This window comes from Streptosporangium oxazolinicum (genome assembly GCF_039537505.1).
GTDB lineage: Bacteria > Actinomycetota > Actinomycetes > Streptosporangiales > Streptosporangiaceae > Streptosporangium > Streptosporangium oxazolinicum.
The window spans coordinates 200,322-225,324 of the sequence record NZ_BAABAQ010000003.1 but is presented as its reverse complement, the minus strand read 5'-3'; the positions used below and the strand labels follow the sequence as shown (position 1 = coordinate 225,324).

At 70.5% G+C, this 25,003-nt stretch carries 16 protein-coding genes; 7 read left to right on the top strand and 9 right to left on the bottom strand.

Annotated elements, in window-relative coordinates; genetic code table 11:
• Positions 1 to 26: 26 nt before the first annotated feature.
• Together ABD817_RS10645 and ABD817_RS10640 are read right to left on the bottom strand one after the other, a co-directional pair.
• Positions 27 to 1,739 (bottom strand): serine/threonine-protein kinase, encoded by a 1,713-nt coding sequence (locus ABD817_RS10645; protein WP_344917641.1) that lies wholly within the window; start codon positions 1,737 to 1,739, stop codon positions 27 to 29.
• A 330-nt stretch (positions 1,740 to 2,069) separates the two neighbouring features.
• The gene (locus ABD817_RS10640) at positions 2,070 to 2,720 is read right to left on the bottom strand and encodes a pyridoxamine 5'-phosphate oxidase family protein (RefSeq protein WP_344917640.1); all 651 of its coding nucleotides are present in this window, start codon (positions 2,718 to 2,720) and stop codon (positions 2,070 to 2,072) included.
• Between the two features lie 67 nt (positions 2,721 to 2,787).
• Here ABD817_RS10640 and pdxR point away from each other — a divergent pair, with 67 nt between their 5' ends.
• A complete protein-coding gene (gene pdxR / locus ABD817_RS10635) occupies positions 2,788 to 4,182 on the top strand; it encodes a MocR-like pyridoxine biosynthesis transcription factor PdxR (protein WP_344917639.1) in 1,395 nt (464 codons plus the stop codon).
• 134 nt (positions 4,183 to 4,316) lie between these two features.
• Here pdxR and ABD817_RS10630 read toward each other — a convergent pair whose 3' ends face one another.
• Complete coding sequence (locus ABD817_RS10630) at positions 4,317 to 5,399, bottom strand: GNAT family N-acetyltransferase (RefSeq protein ID WP_344917638.1); 1,083 nt, start codon at positions 5,397 to 5,399, stop codon at positions 4,317 to 4,319.
• Positions 5,400 to 5,596: 197 nt separating this feature from the next.
• On the opposite strand from ABD817_RS10630, the gene ABD817_RS10625 reads away from it, so the two are divergent.
• Together ABD817_RS10625 and ABD817_RS10620 are read left to right on the top strand one after the other, a co-directional pair.
• Positions 5,597 to 6,622, top strand: a complete 1,026-nt coding sequence (locus ABD817_RS10625; protein WP_344917637.1) for a phosphotransferase family protein — start codon at positions 5,597 to 5,599, stop codon at positions 6,620 to 6,622.
• Between the two features lie 166 nt (positions 6,623 to 6,788).
• On the top strand, positions 6,789 to 8,171 hold the full coding sequence (locus ABD817_RS10620; RefSeq protein ID WP_344917636.1) for a GH39 family glycosyl hydrolase: 1,383 nt from the start codon (positions 6,789 to 6,791) through the stop codon (positions 8,169 to 8,171).
• A 148-nt stretch (positions 8,172 to 8,319) separates the two neighbouring features.
• Here ABD817_RS10620 and ABD817_RS10615 read toward each other — a convergent pair whose 3' ends face one another.
• The 5 genes from ABD817_RS10615 to ABD817_RS10595 are packed head-to-tail and all read right to left on the bottom strand — an operon-like array spanning position 8,320 to position 15,740.
• A complete protein-coding gene (locus ABD817_RS10615; protein ID WP_344917635.1) occupies positions 8,320 to 10,278 on the bottom strand; it encodes a beta-galactosidase in 1,959 nt (652 codons plus the stop codon).
• 57 nt (positions 10,279 to 10,335) lie between these two features.
• The gene (locus tag ABD817_RS10610; RefSeq protein ID WP_344917634.1) at positions 10,336 to 11,256 is read right to left on the bottom strand and encodes a carbohydrate ABC transporter permease; all 921 of its coding nucleotides are present in this window, start codon (positions 11,254 to 11,256) and stop codon (positions 10,336 to 10,338) included.
• Between the two features lie 4 nt (positions 11,257 to 11,260).
• Positions 11,261 to 12,205 carry a carbohydrate ABC transporter permease gene (locus ABD817_RS10605; protein WP_344917633.1) on the bottom strand — a complete coding sequence of 315 codons (945 nt, stop codon included), beginning with the start codon at positions 12,203 to 12,205 and terminating at the stop codon, positions 11,261 to 11,263.
• Positions 12,196 to 13,428 (bottom strand): ABC transporter substrate-binding protein, encoded by a 1,233-nt coding sequence (locus tag ABD817_RS10600; RefSeq protein ID WP_344917632.1) that lies wholly within the window; start codon positions 13,426 to 13,428, stop codon positions 12,196 to 12,198. The genes ABD817_RS10605 and ABD817_RS10600 overlap by 10 nt, the downstream gene beginning before the upstream one ends.
• On the bottom strand, positions 13,425 to 15,740 hold the full coding sequence (locus tag ABD817_RS10595; RefSeq protein WP_344917631.1) for a glycoside hydrolase family 2 TIM barrel-domain containing protein: 2,316 nt from the start codon (positions 15,738 to 15,740) through the stop codon (positions 13,425 to 13,427). Before ABD817_RS10595 ends, ABD817_RS10600 begins: the two co-directional genes overlap by 4 nt.
• A 123-nt stretch (positions 15,741 to 15,863) precedes the next feature.
• Here ABD817_RS10595 and ABD817_RS10590 point away from each other — a divergent pair, with 123 nt between their 5' ends.
• The 4 genes from ABD817_RS10590 (at position 15,864) to ABD817_RS10575 (ending at position 23,629) form a co-directional block, all read left to right on the top strand.
• A complete protein-coding gene (locus ABD817_RS10590; RefSeq protein WP_344917630.1) occupies positions 15,864 to 17,048 on the top strand; it encodes an ROK family protein in 1,185 nt (394 codons plus the stop codon).
• Positions 17,049 to 17,275: 227 nt separating this feature from the next.
• Positions 17,276 to 18,754: a glycoside hydrolase family 30 protein gene (locus ABD817_RS10585; protein WP_344917629.1), complete on the top strand. Its 1,479-nt coding sequence runs from the start codon at positions 17,276 to 17,278 to the stop codon at positions 18,752 to 18,754.
• Positions 18,755 to 18,972: 218 nt separating this feature from the next.
• Positions 18,973 to 21,150: an RICIN domain-containing protein gene (locus ABD817_RS10580; RefSeq protein WP_344917628.1), complete on the top strand. Its 2,178-nt coding sequence runs from the start codon at positions 18,973 to 18,975 to the stop codon at positions 21,148 to 21,150.
• Positions 21,151 to 21,331: 181 nt separating this feature from the next.
• Positions 21,332 to 23,629: an RICIN domain-containing protein gene (locus tag ABD817_RS10575; RefSeq protein WP_344917627.1), complete on the top strand. Its 2,298-nt coding sequence runs from the start codon at positions 21,332 to 21,334 to the stop codon at positions 23,627 to 23,629.
• 68 nt (positions 23,630 to 23,697) lie between these two features.
• On the opposite strand, the gene ABD817_RS10570 is transcribed toward ABD817_RS10575, so the two are convergent.
• The gene (locus tag ABD817_RS10570) at positions 23,698 to 24,918 is read right to left on the bottom strand and encodes a DUF418 domain-containing protein (RefSeq protein WP_344917626.1); all 1,221 of its coding nucleotides are present in this window, start codon (positions 24,916 to 24,918) and stop codon (positions 23,698 to 23,700) included.
• Between the last annotated feature and the right edge of the window lie 85 nt (positions 24,919 to 25,003).

Below are 25,003 nucleotides of genomic sequence, written 5' to 3'. Positions count from 1 at the left end.
GTTCATGATCGCGATCGTTCCCCTGTCTACCGGCGTTTCCGGTGCCGTCCCGTCAGGCCGCGCTTGACGGCCAGTGTGAACGGTAGGGCCCCACTCGTCACCAGGCCCAGGGCGAGGAACGCCGCGGGAGCCGTCTCGGCGGGCGGCAGGGGCGAGGAGGTGAGGGTGGGTGTCCCGGTACCCGGTGACGAGGGCTCCGTGGTGGGAGAGGAGGGCTCCGTGGTGGGGGTCGGCTCCGTCGGCCGGGTGGGGGAGGACGTCGGCCGGGTCGGGCGGGTCGTGGGCTGGGGCGGGGCGGTCGTCGGCCGGGTCGGGGTGGCCGACGGCGGCCGGGTCGTGGGACGGCCGGGGTCGCGAGGGCCGTCCAGGGTGGTGTTCTCGTCCGGGGTGGGGGCCGTGGACGGTGGCCTCTGCGTCGGCTTCCTCGTCGGCCGGGTGGTGGGCCTTCTGGTGGGCCGCGCCGACGGTGTGGGCGTCGCGGCCGCCGACGTCGCGGTGGGCGCCACGGGCGGGAGGCCCGAGGTGGCGGTGGTGCTCGGGGTCGGCGTCGGGGTGGGCGTGCCCTCGGACGGCGACTCCTCCACCGGCTCGTCGATCTCGTCGGTCTCGTCCTCGGGGACGAGCGTCTCCAGCGGGTCCGAGGGGGTCGGGCTCTGCGAGGTGACGGAGCTCTGCGACTGGATCTCCGTGGGGTCGCCGGAGCCGACCAGTACCGCGGTCAGCCCGCCGATCACCGCGATGCAGCCGATGCCGACGAGGATCTTGACGCTCATCCTGCTGACCGAGGAGGTTTTTCCCCCGCCGTCGTCGCCGCCGAGCTCGGTCATGGCCAGCGAGGTGTCGGCACCGGGGATGGGCGTGTCCATCGGGAACATCGCGCCGAGCAGTCCGGCGATCCCGGCCAGGCGGCGCCGGCCGCGCTCCTGCCATTCGGGGCCGTAGGCGTCGGCGGCCACCGCCTCGAGCTCGGTGAGGAACGCGGTGGCGGTCGGCGGCCGGTCGGCGGGGTGCTTGGCCAGGCCGCGCTCGACCAGCCCCTGCAGGGCGGAGGGGACCTCCTCGATCGGCGGCGGCATGACCTGGTGCTGGCGGGCCAGCGCGGCGATGTTCGTGGCCCGGAAGGGACGGGTGCCGGTCAGGCACTCGAAGAACACGATGGTGGCGGCGTAGACGTCGGTGGCGGGCCCCGCAGGTCCGCCCACCCACTGCTCGGGAGCCATGTAGGGCGGCGTGCCCGCAGGGGTGTCGCCGTCGCCGGAGCGGACCGCGATGCCGAAGTCGACGAGCTTGCTCCGCCCGTCGGCCTCCACCATCACGTTCTCGGGCTTGAAGTCGCGGTGCACCACGCCCGTCGAGTGCGCGGTGGCGAGCCCCAGGAGCGAACCCTTGAGCACGAGCAGCGCGGCCTCGGGGCCGGTCGGCCCCTCCGAGCGCAGCAACGTCCGCAGGGCGACGCCGTTGACCAGTTCCATGACGATGGCCGCGCCGTCGCCGGTCTCGACGTAGTCGTACAGCCGGACGGAGTGCGGGCTGTTCAGGGTGTTGAGCACCCTCGCCTCGTGCCGGAAGCGCGCCACGAACCCGACGTCGCTCCTGAGCTCGTCGGACAGATACTTGATCGCCACAACGATGTCGTCGGCGTCGTGCCGAGCCATCACCACACGCCCGGCCGCACCGGCGCCCAACTCGCGGATCTCGGTGTATCCGGGGACTCGCCAGGCCGACGGCGTGCCGTACATACGGTCTCCTCAGTTGTCTGGGCCCCCACCCATAACAGACGGACCGTAGCTTAACCATAGATAGCCGCATCCCGCGCATTAACTGTGAATAAGTCGCGCAGAGTGGATCTGATCAGTGATTATCCGCTATAAGCGACCTGAACACGGCGACGGTGGAGGGCTGACCGAAACCTCGGTTTTCGGCCTCGCGCTTCGGGTGACCGAGGGTTTCACGGATGATCGCCCTGACCGTGGGCTTCACGGATGGCCGTCCTGACCGAAAGCTTCACGAGTGACCGTCCTGACCGGGGACTTCACGGACGACCGTCCTGACCGTGGGCGAGTGGCTCGTCACTTCCCGGCGGCGGGCATGGTTCGCGACGCGATGTGCTCGGGCACGGCCAGGTCCCAGGTGAGCGCGGGGTCGGGCTCGGGGGTTCCCCAGACCTGGTGCAGCGGCAGGACCCCGGCCCAGATCGGCCGCCCGTAGTCCTCCTCGTCGTCGACCGGCGGGCCCTGGCGCACCTTCACCGACGCCTCGGCGAGGGAGAGGGCGAGCACCATGGTCGCGGCGAGCTCCTTGCCGGTGGGCTCGCGGGTGGCGTCCCACTGGCCGGGGGCGAGTTGCTCGGTGATCGCCCGCAGCCCGGCCAGGCGCTCCTCGGCGTCCTCCACCCGGCGTGCGCGGCCGAAGACCATCGCGGAACGGTAGTTGAGCGAGTGGTGGAACGACGAGCGGGCCAGCACGACGCCGTCCACATGGGTCACCGTGACGCAGACCTCGTCCGCGTCGCGCAGGGAGGTCGCGCCGGTGGAGCCGTGCAGGTAGAGGGTGTCGCCGATCCGGCCGTAGCCGGTGGGGACGACCATGGGGGAGCCGCCGGTCACGACGCCCAGGTGGCAGACCAGCCCGGCGTCCAGCACCGCGTACAGATCCTCGCGGGAGGTCCTGCCCCTGTCCTTCGCGCGCCTGAGGGTGGTACGGGGAGTCGTAGAGAGCATGGCACTAATCTAGGAAGAAGTGGATATCGGGAACACGTCCACTCCCATGCTCTTACAGGAGACCACTTTGCCGCGCCCCGTCGTCGATCTGCCGGTGTCGGTGGACCGCGGGTCCGATACGGCGCTCGCCGTCCAGCTCGGCGACCGGCTCAGGGACGCCATGCGCGGCGGCACCCTCCCCTCCGGGGAGCGCCTGCCCTCCACCCGCGCCCTCGCCCGCCAGCTCGCGGTCAGCCGCACCGTCGTCACCGAGGCCTACCAGCAGCTGTACGCGGAGGGCTGGCTCGAAGGACGGCACGGCTCGGGCACCTACGTGGCCGACATGGCGCTTCCCGCCGAGGGGGCCCGGCGGGAACCCGTCCCCGCCCCCGTCCCGCTCACGGTTCCCGCGAACGGATACGGGAACGGGCACGGGCCGGGCGTGATCGACCTGCGCCCGGGGCAGCCGTGGGTCCACGACTACGACAGGGCCGCCTGGCGCAGGGCCTGGCGGGGAGCGGCCGACCTGCCGCCGGAGGGCGACCCCGACCCCCGCGGGCTGCCGAGGCTGCGCGCCGCGCTGGCCGAGCACCTCCGCAGGACCAGGGCGATCCCCGTCGGGCCGGAGAACGTCATGGTCACCCGGGGCACCGGCAACGGGCTCGACCTGGTCGCCGCCACCCTGCTGCGGCCCGGTGACCGGGCGGGTGTCGAGGAGCCCGGCTACCGCGTCGCCAGGAACGTCTTCGCCGGGCGGGGCGCCGAGATCGTGCCCTGCCCGGTCGACGAGGACGGCGTCGTCGTGGACGGCCTCCCCGGCGACCTGCGCGTCCTGTACACCACTCCCGCCCACCAGTACCCCCTCGGCGGGCGGCTGCCCATCCCGCGCAGGGAGCGCCTCCTCGCCTGGGCCCGCCGCACCGGCGCGATCGTCGTGGAGGACGACTACGACGCCGAGTTCCGCTACGACGTCGCCCCGCTGCCCGCCCTCCACGGCCTCGACCCCGGTCAGGTGGTGCTGCTGGGCAGCCTGAGCAAGGCCCTGACACCCGACATCGGCGTCGGCTGGCTGGTCGCCCGCCCGAGCTTCGTCGAAGCCCTCGCCGTGACCAGGGACGCCCTGGCCGACCGCACGGGCGGCCCGGCCCAGCAGGCGGTGGCGGTGCTCCTGGAGAAGGGGGACCTCGACAGGCACCTGCGGCGGATGCGCCTGGAGTACGCGCGCCGCCGCGCCGTGGTGGTCGAGATCCTGGGCTCCAGGGTCACGGGCGACACCGCGGGCCTGCACGTCATGGTGGAGCTGCCGGAGCACACGGTCGCGCCCCTGGTCGAGGCGGCCCGCGCCCGGGGCGTGCTGCTCGACTCGATGGCCCGCCACTACCACGGGCCGAGGCTGCGGCACGGCCTGGTGATCGGCTACGGCTCCGCGTCGCGGGCCGACGTCAGGCGGGGCGTCTCGGTGGTCGCCGAACTGATCGGCTGACCGTCCGGGCGGATTGTGGGAACGGTCTCCGGGCGGCGGACGGACCGCGGCGTCGGCCGCTTGAGCCCGCAGACCCTCCCGTCACCGGACCCGCCGGGCGTGGAAGGACCGTTCCCACACCACGGCGGAATGGATCACGCTTGCAGGGATGTTCGCAGGCGGCCGTACGTCTTGAGCGCGCGGTCGGCGGTGGTGCGCAGGAGCGGGCTGGCCAGGACCGTGCCGCGCGCCTTGCGCACCGGCACCCGCAGCATCCAGTGGACCCCGGCGCCGGGGCTCAGCCGGGCGACCCGGCCCTCCGCGACCTCGTACTCGCCGTTCTTGAGCTTCTCCTTGTACTCCTTCTCGCCGCGGCCCATGTCGATGACCCGGATCCCGGCGTCGGCGGCCTTCTCGGCCATGGCCAGGTGGTGGATCAGGCCGGGGGAGTACTTCGCGAAGGAGGTGTCGTAGGCGGGGAACCAGCCCGCGAGGGTGGTGCCGGTGCGCAGCCCGAAGTGCCCGGCGACCGGCCGCCCGTCCGCGTACAGCATGTCGAGGACCCCGCCGAAGTGCTCGGTGTCGGTGGCGAGGAAGCGTTCGACCAGCTCCACGATCCACGGCCGGGCGAACCGGTCGGTGCGGCCGGTGCGGCGGTACTGCTCGGTCTTCCAGCCGAGCAGCGTGCGCAGCGGCGCCAGGTCGGTGGTGGCGTAGTCGTGCCGGAGCGGCCCGACGTCACGCTGGAGCTTGCGGCTCTTGTACGCCGTCGAGCGGTAGGTCTTGCCGGAGGTCACCTTGATCGTCTCGATGTACGGCTCGAAGCCGTCGCGCAGATCGATGATCGGCGAGGGATGCCTGCCGTGTCCCGGCTGGAGCAGCGGCTGCCCGGGGACCAGGTGGTCGAACTCGTAGACGGCCAGGCCGCACGCCCTGATCAGCCGCTGCGCGTCGATCTCCACGTCCTTGGCGTGCACCAGCCCCTGCGCGTCGGTCAGGCCCGCGGCGACGGGCATGCCGATGCCCATCGGGTGGCGCTCGAAGGGGAAGAATCCCACCACGTCCGTCCCGTCGTGCAGCACCGCCACCCGGACGCGTTCCTGGAGCGCGCCGACGGTGACGGTGAACTCCGGCGACAGGAACGGGGTGTCGAAGGCGGGGTCGGAACCCTGGAGGCTTCTCCATCGGTCGATGTCGGCCGGGCCGAGGTCACGGGGCTGAACAACTGAGACGCGCATGAGCTCCTACTGGGATGTGCGGGGTCCCCTACGTCATCCTGTGAAGAATGCCGTAAAGCTCAAGCATGCTGGCAGGGACGTAATGTAACGATAAAGGACGGAAGCGGGGGTGGGTGGCGTCCATCACAACGTTTCGGGATCTCATTGGGCGACCCCGGCTGGCGCCGCCGACCCGAGTGACGTTCTAATTGGTGGCTATGAGCACCCCTGGCATCGACTGGCCACACCTTGTCGGATGGATCGCGGCCAATGTCCCCGACGCGGGTGAGCCTACCGGGGTCTCTCTCATCGCGGGCGGCAGATCCAACCTGACGTACGTCGTCGAGACCCCCGGGCGCCGCCTGGTGCTGCGCCGCCCGCCGCTGGGGCACGTACTGCCGACCGCCCACGACATGAGGCGCGAGTGGCGGGTGATCTCCGCGCTCGCGCCGACCTCGGTCCCGGTGCCCGAACCGGTCGCCTTCTGCGACGACCCGGAGGTGATCGGGGCGCCCTTCTACCTCATGGGACACGTGGACGGCGCGGCCGTGCGCACCCGGGAGGACGCCCAGGGGCTCACCCCCGATCAGAACCGGCGGCTGTCGGAGCGGCTGGCCGAGGTGCTCGCCGCGATCCACGCGATCGACCACGAGGAGGTGGGGCTGGGGGACTTCGGGCGTCCCGAGGGATACATGGCCCGCCAGCTGGAGCGCTGGGGACAGCAGTGGGAGCGGTCGAAGACCGCCGAGCTGCCCGCGTACGACCGCCTGGTGGCCCTCCTGCGCGAGCGCCTGCCCGCGCGGTCCGCCTCGACGCTGGTCCACGGTGACTACCGGCTCGACAACACGCTCGTGCGGTTCTCCCCGGACCCCGACATCCTCGCCGTCGTCGACTGGGAGATGTCAACGCTCGGCGACCCCCTGGCCGATCTCGGCCTCACCCTCACCTACTGGCAGGATCCCGGGGACGAGGAGCGCGCCTCGGTCTCGGTCGTGGCGGACGTCACCGTGGCCCCCGGCTTCCTCACCGCCCGCGAGTTCGCCGCCCACTACGCGAAGGTCTCCGGCGCGGACCTGTCCGACCTGGACTTCTACGTGGCCTTCGGCAACTACAAGCTCGCCGTCATCGCGGAGGGCATCCACGCCAGGTTCAGGCAGGGCAAGACCGTCGGCGAGGGCTTCGAGGACATCGGCGCCGCCGTCCCCACGCTCGTCGACCGGGCCCTGAGGGTTTTGGGAGACTGACCCGGCCCTCCGGTGGCCGGTAGAAGTTTCAAGCGTCATGCAAGCCGCGGCGGATACGCTGGCGGCGCGGCTGGTAACGCTTGCCTGTGAACCGGGTGAGCGCACCGTCACGTCCAATGCCGCTGTGGAACGCTACATTCGTTGACCTGCGAGGATCGAGGAATCGGTGATACCGACTAACGGACGGCACCAGCGACGGCGCCCGGCCTGGCCGGTCGCACTGGGGGCGATGATCGTGACGGCGGCGCTCGTGGTCGGCATCATCGCCTACGCCGCGAAGCCGGACGTTCCCCGCGGACAGAGCATGACGATGGCCCCGACACAGGCGGCCCCCGTGCTGGAGGCGCCCCCCGTCCTCCAGGAGTGGCCGCGCTGGGGCATCACCCACACGGAGTTCAGCGCCGACAACGAGGGCGGCGAGGTCACCGAGGCCGCCTCCCACATGCTGAGCCGGGTCCCGATGCTGCAGAACCAGCACATCATGGGCTGGGGCGCGGGCAACCCCGAACCGGCGCCGGGCCAGAACGACTTCCGCGACCTCGACCGCCGGATCAGGTTCATGTCCGGCTCCCAGTCCATCCCGATCATCACGCTGTGCTGCGCCCCCGACTGGATGAAGGGCGGCAGCTCGGGCCGTACCGACTGGACGCAGCTGGAGACCGCGCCCCGGCGCGAGCACTTCGACGACTACGCCAAGCTCGCGGCGACCGTCGCCAGGCGCTACCCCACCGTCAAGCACTTCATGGTCTGGAACGAGCTGAAGGGTTTCTGGAACACGCCCCAGAACCGCTGGGACATCGAGGGCTACACCGAGCTGTACAACAAGGTCTACGACGCCCTGAAAGCCGTCGACAAGGACATCAAGATCGGCGGTCCCTACGTGTCGGTCGGCAGCACCACCGTCCCCGAGCGGGGAGCGGAGATCCAGGGGCCGTGGGGGAGCATCGTCCAGCGCGACCTGGAGGCGGTCCGCTACTGGATCGACAACAAGAAGGGCGCCGACTTCATCGTCGTCGACGGCGCCTCGGTCACCAAGGAGGCCGGGGCCTTCCCCGACGAGTTCACCGCCCTGGGCAAGTTCGGCGCCCTCACCAAGTGGCTGCAGGAGAAGAGCGGCAACCTGCCGGTCTGGTGGGCCGAGTGGTACGTCGAGCCCAACAACAGCGACTGGCCCGAGGACCGCCGCATCGCCGTCCACACGGCCGCGCTGATGGAGTTCGCCACCAGCGGCGTCACCACCTCGCTCTTCTGGAACCCCCAGCGCAAGTCCACCGGTGACGACCAGGCCTGCCCCGGCTGCCTGTGGCACCCGACCACCGGTGTCGAGATGCCCATGGCGGGCATCCTGAGCGGCTTCACCAAGTGGTTCCCCCTCGGGGTCACGCTGGAGACGGTCGCCTCCTCCAACGCCCGGGTGCGTGTCCTGGCCCAGGAGCGCCAGCTCGTGATGGTCAACACCACCAACGCCGCCACCACCACCGTCGTGGACGGCAGGCAGTTCCAGCTCAAGCCGTACGAGGTCAGATGGAGCGAGCGCACGGGAGCTTAGCGCTCCTTTTCCCGGACCGGGCGGACGGGGCGGGCAGGGCGAACGAGCCGGGGGGGCAGTGCGGACGAACCGGACGGGGCGAACGGGCGGGGCGCGAGGACCTGCCCGCCTCGGCGGGCAGGCGGGCCGAACCCGGGGCGGGACGCGCTCAGCGCCGGAGCGCGAGGTCGTCGCCGAGCACGCGGAGGACGGCGTCGACCATGACCAGGTCCGCTGGGCGATCCGAGGCGTGTACCGTGTCGCCGAAGGCGATCGACGCGGGGACGTCGGAGTCGAGGAAAGCGTTCCTGCCCTTGACGATGAAGTCGTCCAGCCGTCCTCCGGCCAGCCTCAGCACGGCGCCGCCGCCCCGGCAGGTGCTCAGCTCGAAGGTGCCCTCACCGGTCTCGACCCGGATCGGGCCGTCGTTGTCGCTGCGGGCCAGGACGGTCATGTACCGCACGTCGCGCCCGGGGTGGCGGCGGACGTACACGTCCGCCTCACCATGCGTGACCCGGGCCTCCGGCACCGGGACGGGAGACTCGCCGGTGCCGACCAGCCCGCCGCCCGCCTGATAGGCGGTGAGGAGATCCTGGACGTCGCCGCGCATGGGCGGGCCCTCGGAGACGGTGATCGACGGGTGCGCCGCCAGCTGCCCGGCGGTGGCGGTCTCCAGGTCGACGATCGCGTAGTCGGCTCCGGCCGCCCGCATCCGGTCGTGGAAGGCGCGCAGTGATCGGCCGCACTCCGGGGTCCCCGTGCCGTCCGGCCAGGCGGCGAGGGCCGCGTGGGGGCGGTAGAGGCCGAACGCCGCGCCGGTGACGGGCGCGCACTCCAGGAACTCGGCGCCGTGCAGGGCGAAGAAGTCGGCGAGGGCCTTCACCACGGGGGCCTTCGCGGTGGCCGCGCCGTCCTGGTCGATGGGCGCGCAGTCGGGGTAGGGCGCCGTGTGCCGGGAGTCGAGCGCCGGGGACCAGCCGGAGGTGGAGACGCCCGTGTAGACGTTGAAACCGGTCGCGCCGCAGGCCAGGGCGAGCAGGGTCTGGTGGTAGCTGGTGGTGGCGTCGGCGTAGGCGCGGTCGTAGAGCTCGGAGAAGCCCCAGTTCTCCTCCAGGTTGGGGCCGGGGGCGAGTTTGGCGGCCATCACGTAGCGGGCATGGGCGTCGGGGTCGGCCGAGACGACGCCCATCCAGTTGGTGAAGCCGTAGTGGACGCCGTCCCAGGCGGCGGGGCGGACGCGGGCGAGCCAGGCGTCGAGGTCGCCGACGGTCGGCGGGTTGAGGTTGACCACGACGGGCACCCGGCAGCCGACCGCCCGGCTCCAGCGGTGATACACCTCGGCGAGGTAGGCGGCGTGGAAGCGGCCCCAGTCGGCGTGGGCCGCCGCCCCCTCGGAACGGCCGGGCCCGGTTCGCGCCCCGGGCGGCTCGATCTCGTCCCAGGAGGCGACGCCGGTGGCGTGGGCGTGGTTGTAGTCCTCCAGCGTGCCGTACCACTCGCGCAGGCGGGAACGGAAGAAGGCCAGGCCGGACGGGCTGTAGTCGTAGGCGGTGAGCGGCAGTGCGCCGTTGGTGAAGATGCCCTCGTTGGCGATCTGCGTCATGATCACAGGACCGTCCGGGTACGACGCGGACTCCAGCACCTCCTCGCCCACCGCCGAGAGCCACCGCCGGGTGTGCGCCTCGAACGCGGGGCAGAGCGGGGCGGGCAGCGCCTCCCGCGACCACAGCGACGGTACGCCCCGGGCGTCGAGCAGCGGCTCGATCGCGGGGTCGGCGGCGGGGCTCACCCAGTCGGGCAGCCCGCCGTAGTCGACTTCGGCGTGGACGAAGGGACCTGGTTTGGCGATGACCTTCAGCCCCAGCTCGCCGCACAGCCGGAGGAACCGGACGACGTCGGTGCCGGGGTGGCTTTCGCCGGTGAAGTCGGGCGCCATGCCGGGCGAGGGCTGATGGTGCCGCCAGGGGATATAGCTGGTGATCACGTCGATGCCCAGCTCGTCTCGTACGCTCCGCAGCCGATCGGCCCAGCGGGAGGGGGCGTCGCGGTAGTAGGGGTAGTCGGCGGTCACCAGCATCCTTGCCACTCCGTCGATGATGGTGACTCCGTCGCGGATCTCGATGGTCATGCGTGTGCTCCGTTGCTGAGAGGGGCAGGCCGGTGGCGGGTGAGGGGCGGCCGGGATCTAGCCTTTGAGGCCGGTGAGCTGGATGCCGTCGAGGATGCGGCGCTGGAAGACCAGGAAGATCAGGATGACCGGCATGACGGCGACGACGGCCCCCGCCATGATCAGGTGAGGTTGTGCGGCCCGGCCGGAGGCCAGTGCCTGCAGGGCGAGCGGCAGGGTGTACTTCTCCTGGTCGGACAGGATCACCAGCGGCCACAGCAGGTCGTTCCAGTGGTAGATGAAGCTGGTGATGGTCACCACGGCCAGCGCTGGCCTCGCCAGGGGCAGCGCGACGTGCCAGAACACCCGCAGCCTGCCCGCGCCGTCGATCTCGGCGGCGTCCTCGACGTCCTGGGGCATCGTCAGGAAGAACTGCCGCAGCAGGAAGATGTCGAAGGCCGAGATCAGGTTGGGCACGATCACCCCGGTCAGGCTGTCGGCCATGCCGAGTTCCTGGGTGACGAACACCTTGGGGATCAGCAGCGCGATCCCGGGAACCATGATCGTCGCGAGGAGGACCATGAACAGCTTGTCGCGGCCGGGGAAGTCGATGCGCGCGAAGGCGTAGGCCGCCAGCGCGTCGAACATCAGCTTGGCCGGTATCAGGACGGCGACGACGATCACGCTGTTCAGCAGCGCCGTCCCGAAGCCGCCGATGTCCAGCACGTTGAGATAGTTGGCCAGGGTCGGCGCCCACCGGCCGGTCTCGGCGTCCAGCGGCAGCAGGTTCGGGGTGGGGGTGAACACGTCCTGGGGTCGTTTGAAGGAGGTGGCGATCATCCACACGAACGGCGTCAGCGCCACGACGGAGCCGGTCGCGAGGATCAGATTCGCGATCACGCGTGGTGCCGCGGGGGACTTCCCGGGGCGGGCGTGACGGCGCGCGGGTGCCGGCCGGGCGCCGGGGGAGGCGGCCCGGATCGGTGTGGTGGCGGTCATCGGGTCACTCCCCGTTCCGGCGGCGCGCGAGGCGGAACTGCGCCCACGTCACGATCAGAATGGTCACGAACAGCAGGAACGACATCGCGCTCGCCGGCCCCATCAGCCCGTCGCGGTAACCGAACAGGTACAGGTGGAGCACGTAGCTGAGCCCCGACCGCTCGGGGCCGGCGTTGCTCTTGAAGAGCACGTACACCAGCCCGAACATCTGGAGTGAGGCGATGACGCCGGTGACGACCAGGTAGAAGGTGGTCGGCCGCAGCAGCGGCAGGGTGATGTGGACGAGGCGTTGCCAGCGGCCGGCGCGGTCGATCTCCGCAGCCTCGTAGTAGCTTTTCGGGATGCCCTTGAGCCCGGCAAGGAAGATCAGCATCGCGGTCCCCGACTGCCAGGCGGCGATCAGGGCGAGCGCGGGCACCACCAGCCCGGGGGTGCCGAGATAGTCGGGCCCCTCGACGCCGACGACGCCCAGCGCGGCGTTGAGGAGCCCGAACCGGGAGTCGTACAGCCACAGCCAGATGGCGGCGACGGCGGCCTCGGCGGTGACGACCGGCAGGTAGAAGGCGAGGCGGTAGAACGACTGCCCCTTCCTGACCATGTCGATCAGGTACGCCTGGACGAAGCCGGTGAGCAGGGACACGGGCACGGCCAGCACCGTGTACAGCAGGGTGACCCTGACCGACTTCCAGAAGTCCGGATAGAGCTGGGAGTCGGTGAGGATCTCGGTGTAGTTTCGCAGTCCCACCCACTCGGCGGGGGAGAGCATGTCCCAGCGGGTGAAGCTGAAGTAGAGGGCGGCCACCGCGGGGACCAGCATGAAGACCACGGTGTGCAGGATCGCGGGTCCCACGAAGAGATAGCCCGCGACGGTGTTCCTCCGCCCGCGCCTCAACCGGGCCGTACGGGAATTCCGCCCGCCGGCGATGGGCGGGGCGGACCCTACTTCCATCCAAGGACCTTGCGCGCGCTGACGGCGGCGGTGTCGAGCGCCTCGGCAGGAGACCTGCCGCCGTCGACGGCCTCCTCGATGGCCTTGGCGAGATACTGGTCGTTGATCTGCAGCCACTCGGTCACCGCGGGGCGGGGGGTCGCCGACTCAAGCTGTTCGAGGACCGCTTCGAACTCGGGGTCGGTGCCGGCCTTCACGCTCGCCGCGGCTCGCTTGTTGACGGGGAAGTTGCCGGTGATGGCGCTGAACTCGGCGTTGTGGGTGGCGTCCGTGAGGAACCTCAGCCACTTCCAGCCGCCGTCGGCGTTCTTGGCGCCCTTGAAGACGACGCCGTTGTCGCCACCGATGGTGCTGGCCTCCCGGGTCTTCCTGGGCAGCAACGCCGTGCCGAACCGCAGGCCGGGGAACTGCTCGCGAATGCCGAGCACGTCCCAGGGGCCGGAGAACTTCATCGCGGTCAGGCCCTTCTGGAAGGCGTTCTCGCTGCCGCTGATCTTGCGAGGCGAGCTCGCCAGCAGCGTGCGCCACAGGGTGAGCGCGTCCTGGGCCGGCCGCTCGGTGAAGGTGACCCTCTGGCCGGCCTCGTCGAGCATGGACCCGCCCGCCGAGGCCACGAAGCCGGGGAACAGCCAGGCGCCGTAGCCGTCGCCCTTGGGCACCTCGACCCCGGCGACGCCGGGATGTTCGGCGTGTACCTTCTGGGAGGCCGTGACCAGCTCCTCCCAGGTGGTGGGTGGGGTGGTGACGTACTTCTTGTTGTAGAAGAGCACGACGGTGGTCTGCTGCAGCGGCACGCCGTAGAGCCTGCCGCCGACCTTGTTGGTGTTGAGGGCCCCCTCGTAGTAGTCGGCCTCCTCGATGGTGCCCGCGGGCACCTCCACGATCTGGTCCGCGTTCGCGTAGCGGGCCATTAGCGGCTGGTCGAGGTAGCCGACGTCGGGTGCCCTGCCGCCGCTGATCGCCGAGGCCAGCTTGGTGTTGTAGTCGTCCTTGGGAATCTCGGTGATCTTCAGCCTGATCCCGGGATTGGCGGCCTCGAACTTCTTGGCGAGGTCCTTGACCCGCACGGACTGCTCGGGAGTCGGCTGGTAGTACCAGAAGTTCACCGTCTGGGAGGCGGACGTGCCGGTCCGCCCAGGAGCGCCGCTCTGGCCGCAGGCGGTGATCCCGGCGAGGACGAGGACGAGGACGAGGACCGCCGCCGACCTGAAGGGGGGTGTCATGAGATCTCCTTGGTGAATATGCCGTCGACATAGAGCCGCTGTCCCCGCGCCGCGGCGACGGTCACGTGAATGTGGCTGGTGGTGAGGCTGACGCGCCCGGCGCTGAGGGTCGTCCAGCGCCCGGCGGGCAGGGGGCCCGGCAGGTAGACGGGCACGCCCTCGACGAGCAGGCGCACCGTGCAGTCACCGGCGGGGTTGAGCAGCCGGACGAACAGTTCGTGGCCGGACAGGTCGACCGGCCGGTGGTAGAGGTAGAAACCGACCTCGGTCTCGGGCCCGGTCACGGTGATCTCGCCGGCCCAGCCTGTGCTCAGCTCCGGCCGCGCCACCCGTTCCACGGTCGCGTCCCGGATGACGTGCGCGGTGTCCTCGATCGCGAAGTCCGCGAGGAGCTGCGGCGCGACCCGCCAGTCCTGCGGCAGCAGCGGGCGCAGGGGGATCGCCGGTCTCCTGGGGGCGAGCGGCGGCCCCGAGGTGGACGGTGCCGCCGCCCGGTAGGCCGTCCTGAGCGCGGCGCGGGCGGGGCGGTGGGCCCGCCGGTCGATGTGGGTGAGCCCGAAGGTGTTGAAACCCGCGATGGGGGTGAACCAGTCGTAGGCCGTCCACCACACGGCTCCCGCCACGTACGGCCGGTCGTAGGCGGGGTGGGTGCCGGCGAAGACGTCGAGCTGGCGCTGGGCGAGCCCGTCGTCCTCGCGGGCCCACGTGCCGAACTCGGTCACCAGGATCGGCTTGCCGGGGAACTCCTCGTGCGCCCTGTCGAGGAAGGCGGCGGTGAGCGCGCTCTCCTGCCCCTCCTCGCCCATGAAGACCCCGAAGTAGGTGGACCAGCCCGGCACGTCCACGACGTTCTGGGTGGCGTCGTGCGGTCCCGGCCGGTCGGGCGCGGCGGTCTGGGTGATCAGGCGGCCGTCGTCGTAGTGCAGGCGCAGGTCGCACAGGAGGCGGCGGAGGAACTCCGCGCGGTAGGTCACCCCCATCGACTCGTTGGTGCCGCCCCACAGCAGGACGCTGGGGCGGTTGTAGTCCCGGAAGATCATCTCCCGCCACATCTGCTCGCCGATGCCCCGCTGGAGCTGGTCGGCGAACTGGTACGGCTCGAACCACCAGGTGGGGATCTCCTCCATGACGGCCAGGCCGACACGGTCGGCGACCAGGTAGGTGAGCGGGTGGTTGGGGTAGTGGCCGGTCCGCAGCAGGGTCACGCCGAGGGACTTGATGTCGGTCAGGTCGTCCACGACGCGCTGAGGGTCGCCCACCGTGCGGCCGGTGTCGGCCCAGTCCTCGTGCCGGGCCACGCCGTGGAAGCGCGCGGCCCGCCCATTGAGCAGAATCCGCGGCTCGGCGTCCGCGATGGCGACCGTGCGCAGCCCGACCTGGGTGGCGTAGGCGTCGCCGTTGGGCAACGTCGCGATCAGCACATACAGATGGGGCGTCTCCGGTGACCAGGGCCTGGGGTCGGGCACCTCGATCGTGAGGGTCGCGACGTCGACACCGGACACGCTCGCCGACCACACCTGCGGGCCCGCCAGATCCTCGGCGTAGGGCGTCGCGAGCAGGTCCTCGCTGACGACGGCCTCGTGCAGGCGCAGTCTGGCCTCGAAGGCGCCCTCGGCCACGATCGTCGTGCTGAGGGTGTTCAGGGAGGGCACGACGTCGAGGCGCGCGATGGACTGGGCGGGCAGGATCTCCAGGTAGACGTCCTGGATGATGCCGGTGTAGTTCCACCAGTCGCTGGGCACGGCGGGTACGATGTCGGTCCTGCTTCCCCAGGGCGGGTTGTCGACCCTGACCACCAGCACGTTCTCGCCGCCGGTCAGCGCGTCGGTGATGTCGAGGGCGAAAGGGGTGTAACCGCCTTCGTGCCAGCCGATCCAGCGCCCGTTGACCCACACGTCGGCCACGTAGTTGACCGCCGTGAACGTCAGCCGCACCCGTTCGCCGTCGGCGTGTGCCACCGTGAAGCGCCGCCGGTACCAGATCCCGTCCTCGTACGGCTCGCCGGGCCCGTTCTCGCAGGCGGGCAGGTCGCGCAGCGCCCATCGGCTGTCGTCCAGGTCGGGGGAGTGGAACCCGTCGGACTCGATGGCCGCCAGGGAGTCCGCGCGGTCGGTGAGGGACAGATCGTGGTCGAAGGCCATCCGCCGGCCACGCCAGCGGCCGGCCAGGTCGATCACGCGACGAGACCGCTGCCGCTCGCCTCCCGGCAGCGGCCTGCCGTAAGCGTAGGGAACGACGCGGCCCGCGAGCGTGCGCAGCTCCACCGAGGGCGCCAGCGTACCCAGCTCACGCGAGACGTGCGGAGAGTTCATGGATCCTCGATCAAGATCGTCTAATTAATTTAAGCCTTACGTTAATGTTGCTCCGGTATCCCGTCAATGCTCTGGGGGGGACGTGGTGCTCGTTTATTTTTCGTCGTGACCTAATATGTCGGCATGGCAGCAGTACGACAGAAAACGGTCCACGACCTTCGGCGGAGCAACCGGGCGGCCGTACTCCGCGCCCTCTATCTCGGAGGGCCGGCGAGTCGCCAGCAGCTCAGCGAGGTCGCCTCGCTCAGCCCCGCCACGGTGAGCAACGTCGTCGGCGAGCTGCTCGCCTACGGAGTGATCTACGAGGCGGGGCAGGCCGAGTCCCAGAAGGGCAGGCCGAGGGTGCTGCTGCGGATCAACACCAGCCACGGCTACGTCATCGGCATCGACGTGGGGGAGACCCACGTCCGCGTTGAGCTGTTCGATCTGGAGATGAACCGGCAGGCCAAGATCGAGTACGCCCTGCGCCCGGCCCGGCACGACCCCGAGATCGTCGTCCGTCACATCCTGGCGGGCATCGAGCTGGTGCTGAGCGAGGCCGGGATCACCCCCGGCCAGGTGCTCGGTGTCGGGGTGGGCGTGCCCGGCGTCGTGGAGAAGGGGCCCGACGCCGTCATCCACGCCCCCAGCTTCGGCTGGGACGCGGTTCCCCTGGGAAAACTGCTGAGGGAGGGCACCAGCCTGCCGCTGTACGTGGACAACGGCGCCAAGTCGATGGGGCAGGCCGAGCTGTGGTTCGGCGCGGGACGCGGGGCACAGCACGTCGTGACCGTGCTGATCGGCTCAGGGGTGGGGGCGAGCATCATCGCCGACGGCGTCACCTACCTGGGCGCCAACAGCAGCGCCGGCGAGTGGGGCCATACGAAGATCATGGCGGACGGGCGGGCCTGCCGGTGTGGGGGGCGGGGCTGCCTGGAGGCGTACGTGGGCGCCAAGAGCATCCTGGAACGAGCCGGGCTGTGGAGCGAGACGATCGACGAGCCCACCGCCCTGGCCGGGCTGCTTTCGAGCGGCTCACCCGTGATCGAGGAGACCGTCAACTACCTGGGAATCGGTCTCGCCAACCTGATCAATCTCTTCAACCCCGAACGCATCGTCATCGGCGGCTGGGCGGGAGTGCTCCTCGGCGAGCGCCTGCTGGTCAAGATCCGTCAGGCGACCGAGAAGAACTGCCTGGCCAGGCCGTACACCACGGCCGCCATCGGGCTGGGCCGGCTGGGCGTCGACTCCATCGCCCTGGGCGCGGCGACACTCGTCGTCGAGGAGTTCCTGCTCAACAGCGCTCCCGCGGAGCGCGCGACCGAGTAGCGGCCGCCTCGGACTCCGGCGCATCGCGTGGTCGGCGCGATCGCGCCTTTTCGTGATGGGCCTGGTGTGCGCCAGGCCCATCATCGCGTTCACCAGCGGTTTTGGGCGCGCTTCCGCGGATGGGGAAGGTCGCGGTCGTTTGGAAACTCACTCTTGACAGGTCTGTGAGGTGAAGCCACTCTGATGCAGAGTTAATTTTCGCCTTAATGTAATTCAGGAGTAACGCCATGCGCACCCCTCTCGTCGCGGTGACGACAGCCCTGGTGCTGGCCGTGCCCGCGACGACCGCGACCGCCACCCCCGCGCACACCCGTCCCGTCACGGCGTGGCTGACCACCGGCGACCAGGCCAACCTCCTGGCCGACCGCACCGACCTCGTCGGCCCCTCCGACGCCGCGTCGCCCACCATCGCCGTCGACCCCTCACGCCGTTTCCAGACCGTGGAAGGCTTCGGCGCCTCCATCACCGACTCGTCGGCGCACCTCATCGCGAAACTGCCCGGACGGGACCGGCGCACGCTGATGCGCGAGCTGTTCGAACCCCGCACCGGACTGGGGCTGAGCTACCTGCGCCAGCCCATCGGCTCCTCGGACTTCGTCGCCGGAGAGCACTACACCTACAACGACCTGCCGGCGGGCCGGACCGACTACCAGATGCGCCACTTCTCCATAGACCGCGACCGAAAGGAGATCATCCCCCTGCTGCGCGAAGCCCGCGCGCTCAACCCGAACCTGAAGATCATGGCGTCCCCGTGGAGCCCGCCCGCGTGGATGAAGACCAGCGGCTCCCTCGTCGGCGGACGGCTCAAGGACGACGAACGCGTGTATCGGGCCTACGCGAAGTACCTCGCCACGTTCGTCGGCGCGTACGCCAGAGCCGGGGTGAGGATCGACGCGATCACCCTGCAGAACGAGCCGCAGAACCGCACCCCCGACGGCTACCCGGGCATGGACCTGCGCCACGACGAGGCGATCAGGCTGATCCCCCTGGTCGGACGCGAACTACGGGCGGCCGGCCTGTCCACCGAACTTCTCGGCTACGACCACAACTGGTCCCTGCACCCCAACGACGGCGGCCCCGCCGACGACCCGGCGAACCCCGACTACGCCGAATCCCTGCTGGACGACCCCACCGCCCGCCGCTGGCTGGCCGGCACCGCCTTCCACTGCTACTCCGGCGATCCCGAGCGACAGTCGCGACTGCACGACCTGTACCCGGACAAGGACATCTACTTCACCGAGTGCTCGCCCAACCAGTCGAGCGATCCCACCACCACCTTCTCCGACACCCTGCACTGGCAGACCCGCCAGGTGACCGTCTGGGGCATGCGGCACTGGGCCAAGACGGCCATCGGCTGGAATCTGGCGCTGGACCCGTCCGGCGGCCCGCACAACGGCGGCTGCGCGACCTGCTTCGGCACCGTGACCATCGACCCGGAGAGCGGGGAGGTGACACCTACCGCCCACTACTACGTCGCGGGCCACGGCTCGAAGTTCCTCAGGCCCGGCGCCGTCCGCGTCGACTCCACGGCCTACGCGGGCAGCGTCACGGGCGTCGCCTTCCGCAACCCCGACGGGAACATCGTGCTGATCGCGGTCAACGACGACTGGGGCGCCGGGGAGCAGCGGTTCAACGTGACGCTCGGCGCCAGGAGCTTCTCCTACACGCTGCCCGCGGGAGCGGTGGCGACCTTCACCCTGCGCTGACCCTTCCCGCGGTTCCTCGCCTCGCGCTGATGCTTCCCGCGGTTTCTTGCCTCGCGCTGATGCTTCCCGCGGTTCCTCGCCTCGCGCTGATGCTTCCCGCCCCCTTCGCCCTGCGCCGACCCTTCCCGTAGTCCTTCACCTCGCGCTGATCCTCCCCGCGCGCTTTTCGCTCCGCGCTGATCCTCCCGGCTCCCCCCGCAACCAGAAAAGGATCGACGATGAGAAGACCAACGCCCGGCACGGGCAGGCGCCACGCCCTGTGGGCCACCGCCGTGATGCTCGGGGGCGGCCTGTCCCTCCAGGTCGTCGCACCCGCCCAGGCCGCCGCACCGACGGCGAACGTGTGGGTCACCACCGCCGACGGCGGCAAGCTGCTCCAGCAGCAGCCCGCCGTCACCTTCGGCGCCGACAGCGGCAGCGCGAGCACCATCGACGTCTCCGACGCCGCCGCCTACCAGACGATGGACGGCTTCGGCGCCTCCTTCACCGACTCCTCCGCCTGGCTGGTGGCCAACAGGCTCAGCACCGGCCAGCGCGCCGCGCTCATGGACAAGCTGTTCGACCGAGGCTCCGGCATCGGCCTCAGCCTCCTGCGCCAGCCGATGGGCACCAGCGACTTCGCCCTGAGCAACTACACCTACGACGACAGCTGCTGTGACCTGGGCGGTTTCTCCATCGACCACGACCGCTCCGCCATCATCCCGGTGCTCAAGCAGGCCAAGTCCAGAAACGCGGACCTGAAGATCATGGGCACTCCCTGGAGCCCGCCCGCGTGGATGAAGACCAACAACTCCCTCGTGGGGGGAAAGCTCCGCACCGACAGGTACGCCGCCTTCGCCGACTACTTCGTCAAATACGCCCAGGCCTACGCGGCCGAGGGCCTGCCCATCTACGCGGTCACCCTGCAGAACGAGCCCCACCACGAAGCGCCGTACGCGTCGATGCGGATGGAGCCGGGCGAGCAGGCCGCCGTCGTCAAGAACCACCTCGGCCCCGCCTTCGCCGCGGCGGGCCTCTCCACCAAGATCATCGCGTGGGACCACAACTGGGACGAGCCCAACTACCCGATCGAGGTCCTGAACGACGCCGGTGCCAAGAGGTACCTCGCCGGATCGGCCTTCCACTGCTACGCGGGCGACGTCGGCGCGCAGAGCGCCGTGCACAATGCCCACCCCGACCGTGACATCTGGTTCACCGAATGCTCCGGCGGCAACTGGGCCACCGACTTCGGCGCCAACCTGAAATGGAACCTGCAGAACCTGGTCATCGGCGCGACGCGGAACTGGGCCAAGGGCGTCACGCTGTGGAACATGGCGCTGGACCAGAACAACGGTCCCACCAACGGCGGCTGCACTACCTGCCGCGGCGTCGTGACGATCGACAACAACTCCGGCAACGTCGCCTACAACGTCGAGTACTACGTGCTCGGGCACGTCAGCAAGTTCGTCGTCCCCGGCGCGAGGCGGATCGACTCCAGCACCTACGCGGGCGACCTCGAATCGGTCGCCTTCAAGAACCCCGACGGCTCGATCGCCCTGCTCGCCCTGAACGCCGGATCGAGCGGCAAGGCGTTCAAGGTGCGCTGGAAGGGCCAGTCCTTCACCTACACGTTGCCGGCCGGTGCGGCGGGAACCTTCACCTGGGACGGCGGGGGCGGCTCGGGCGGGGACACGAGCCCGCCGACCGCGCCCACCAACCTGCAGGCCTCGCAGACCACCGCCTCCTCCACGCGGCTGTCGTGGGGAGCCTCCAGCGACAACGTCGGGGTGAGCGGGTATGTGATCTTCCGCAATGGCGCGCAGGTCGGCACCAGCGCCACGACGACCTTCACCGACTCGGGCCTGTCGGCGCAGACCACCTACAGCTACACCGTCAGGGCCCGCGACGCCGCCGGTAACCTCTCGCCCGCCTCGGGGGCCCACGGCGTGACCACGCCGCCCGGCGGCGGCGGTGGTGGTATCGACCCGACGGCCTGGTACCAGGTGGTCAATGTCAACAGCGGCAAGTGCCTGGACGCGGCCGGTGCGGGCAACGGTGCCGTACTGCGGCAGTGGGCGTGCGGAGCGGCCGGTGGCAACCAGCAGTGGCAGCTGCGCCCCACCACCGACGGCTTCTACCAGGTCCTCAGCCGCAACGCGCCGACCCTGGCCTGGGACCTCACCGGCGGAGCCGGAGCCACCGGCGACGGCGTCAAGGTCCAGCTGTGGACCTACGGCGGCGGCACCAACCAGCAGTGGAAGCCGGTCGGCACCGGCGGCACCTACACCTTCCAGGCCCGCAACAGCGGCAAGTGCCTGGACGTGACCGACGTCTCCACCGCCGACGGCGCCCGCCTGCAGCAGTGGTCCTGCCACAACGGCCCCGCCCAGAGCTTCCGCCTGACCTCCCAGCCCTGACCTCCCAGCTTTGACCTCTCAGCCCTGCCCCTCAGCCCTGCCTCCCGCTCCTGAACCTCGGCGCCGGGATCCTCCACACCGACCCGAGGCACCACGGGCTCCGGTGGCCCGCACCACCGGAGCCCCCGCACCGGCCGGTACGCCAGACGGCGACCGGCGGACCCCCTCACACGGAGGAAAGATGACAGCCCCACGTTCTCGGCACGCCCCGCGTCACCGCATCCGGGCGCTCGCCGTGCTCACCGGACTCGCGACGGCGCTCGCCTCCTTCACCAGCCTGCCGAACACCGCGGCGTACGCGCAGATCGCTCCCACGGTCTCCTCCTGGGTCACCACCCCCGACCGGTCCCAGCTGCTAAGCCCCGGCCCGAGCGCCACCTTCGAAACCGGTGGCAACCGCCCGTCGGACACGATCATCATCAACACCGGCCAGCGCCTGCAGACCATGGACGGGTTCGGCGGCTCGCTCACCGACTCCTCCGCCGAACTCCTCTACGACCTCCCGGCGGCCCAGCGCGACGAGGTGATGCGTTCGCTGTTCAGCCCGACCGAGGGCATCGGGATGAGCTTCCTGCGCCAGCCCATCGGCGGCTCGGACTTCATCGACGAGCCGCACTACACCTACAACGACCTGCCGAACGGGCAGACCGACCTGCCGCAGGCGCGCTTCAGCATCGCCCACGACCAGTCCCAGATCCTGCCGCTGCTGCGCCGCGCCCTGCAACTCAACCCGGCGCTCAAGGTCATGGCGACCCCCTGGGGTCAGCCCGCCTGGATGAAGGCCAACAACTCCGTCATCGGCGGACGGATCAAAAATGATCCCGCCTACTTCCGCTCCTACGCCCTGTACCTGCTGAAGTTCGTCCAGGCCTACGAGGCCGAAGGCGTGCCGATCCACTCCATCAGCGTCCAGAACGAGCCGCAGAACCGCACCCCGGACGCCTACGCCGGAACCGACATGCCCGTCGCGCACCAGGTCGCGATCATCAACGAGCTCGGCCCGATGCTGCGCGACGCGGGCCTGTCCCGAGTGAAGATCATTTCCTACGACCACAACTGGGCCCAGCACCCCGACGACGCCGCCGACGCCGCCCGTATGGGCGTCCCGGCCGAGCCGAACTACCCCTACGACATCCTCAACTCCTCGGCCGCCCAGTGGGTCGCCGGAACCGGCTACCACTGCTACGCCGGTGACCCGAGCGCCCAGACCAACCTGCACAACGCCTTCCCGGCCAAGGACACCTGGTTCACCGAGTGCTCCGGCTGGCACGGTGCCGGGGACGACTACAACCGCTTCTTCTCCGACACCCTCAAGTGGCACGCCCGCAACATCTCGATCGGCACCACCCGCAACTGGGCCAAGGGCATCACCACCTGGAACCTCGCGCTCAACTCCCAGGGCGGCCCCGTCAACGGCGGCTGCGGCAACAATCCCGCGGGCATGTGCACCGGCGTGGTCTCCATCGACGGCACCACCGTCAGGCGCAACGCCGAGTACTACACCCTCGGCCACCTCAGCAGGTTCGTGAAGGACGGCGCGGTCCGCCTCAACTCCAACAACGCCGGAGACCTGCACAACACCGCGTTCGTCAACCCCAACGGCTCCACCGCCCTGGTCGTCACGAACATCAGCGGCGACCAGCGCACCTTCGGCGTCGAGTGGAACGGCAGGCTGCTCAGCTACACCATCCCCGGCGGTGCCATCGCCACCCTCACCTGGCCCGCCGACGGCGGTCCCGTCGACAACCAGGCGCCCACCGTACCGACCGGCCTGAACGCCACGGGGACGACCGCGACCTCCACCACCCTGACCTGGACCGCCTCCACCGACAACGTCGGGGTGAGCGGTTACCAGATCTTCCGTGGCGCGACCCAGGTCGGCACCAGCGCCACGACCTCGTTCACCGATTCGGGCCTGACCCCGTCGACGACCTACTCCTACACCGTCAGGGCCCGCGACGCGGCCGGGAACGTCTCCGGCGCGTCCGCCGCCAGGAGCGTCACCACCTCGGCCACCGGCACCGCCCCCATCGACCCGGCCACGTGGTACCAGGTCGTCAACGCCAACAGCGGCAAGTGCGTCGACGGGCGTGACCTGGGCACCGGCAACGGCACCGCTCTGCAGCAGTGGACCTGCAACAGCCCTGCCGCCGACAACCAGGACTTCCGGTTCCAGCCCGCCGGAGACGGCTTCTACCGGGTCGTCTACCGTCGCGCCCCCGCCCTGGCCTGGGACGTCACCGGCGGCGGCGGAGCCACCGGCGACGGCGCCAAGGTCAACCTGTGGACCTACGGCGGCGGCACGAACCAGCAGTGGAAGCCCACCCCGCGCGCCGACGGCGGCTTCACCTTCACCGCCCGGCACAGCGGCAAATGCCTCGACGTGACCGACATGTCCACCGGCAACGGCGCGCTCCTGCAGCAGTGGAGCTGCCACAATAGCCCCGCCCAGACCTTCCGTCTGCAACCGCGGAGCTGAGCCCCGGCACCTCCTTCCTTCCGGAACGTTCCCGAAACGGCCCGGAGGGAGGTCGGAGGAACGGAGCACTAGGCGGCGTCCGGGGCGGTGGAGGGTTTGCGCCAGTTGGTGAACCAGCGCAGGAGCCACTCCACCGGCCCGTAGCGGTGGCGGCGTAGCCACCACAGGCTCCAGGCGGCCTGCGCCGCGAAGATGCCGACGCCGATCGACACGACACAGAACGGGCTGAGCTGGTCGACCAGGCTCAGCCCGTAACCGGTGAAGATCAGTGAGCTGATCAGCGACTGCCCCAGATAGTTCGTCAGCGCCAGCCTGCCGGGCGCCGCGAACGCCCCGGCCAGACGCGGCACCGCCGGGAGCAGGCGCAGCAGCGTGGCGGCGTAGGCCGCGGCCAGCAGCGGCGCGGTGACCAGGTTCACCGCCTGGCCGACCATGTGGTACGCGTGCCCGCCGCCCGACCAGGTCGAGTGCGCGTAGACCAGCGCCCCGGCGAGCCCGGCGGTGAACCCCGCCCACTGCATCCGGCGCAGCGTGGCCGTGTGCCCGGACAGGTCGTTCAGCAGCCGCAGCTTGCCCACGGCGAGCCCGACCAGGCAGGCGGCGAGTACCGTGGGCCCCTGGAAGAAGACCCGCAGCACGAAGATCTTGGCGAGCCTGTGCAGGTGCTCATTGATGATCATGGATGCGGAGCCGTGCAGGGCCTGGTCCGACAGGGCGGCCTGCGCCGCGTTCTCCGAGACGGCCTCCGAGGCGTCGGTGCCCAGCGCCGCCAGCACGGCCAGCAGCAGCACCCCCACGGCCAGCGCCACCGTCAGCGCGAGCGCGGCGATCACCGCGGCGCGCGGGGTGATCCGCCGCACCGCCAGCAGGACCAGCCCCACGATCGCGTACGTCGCCAGGATGTCGCCGGGGAACAGGAGGATCCCGTGGGCCAGGCCGAGCAGGAACAGGCCGCCCAGGCGGCGCAGGAACCTGGGCGCGAACGCCGCCGCCGACCTGCGGGCCGAGTCGATCTGGAGGGTGAAGCTGTAGCCGAACAGGAAGGCGAACAGCAGATAGAACTTGTTCTCGAAGAGGACCGAGACGACCCAGCGCACCTCCCAGTCGAGCGGCGCGGAGAACGACGGCGCCGCCAGCCCCGCCATCCGGTATCCCGAGGCGAGATAGGTGATGTTGACCACCACGATGCCGAACAGCGCGAAACCGCGTAGCGCGTCGACCGCCGCGATCCGCTGCCCCGCGGTCCCGGTGGAGGTCCCCGCCCGGCCGCGGGGCTCCCCTGCGAGCATCTGACCGTCCTTCGAGCAGCTTAGCGAGGTGCTTCCCCCGGCGAACGGTGCCCAGTATGGCGCGGCCCGGCCGCCCGCCGAGAGA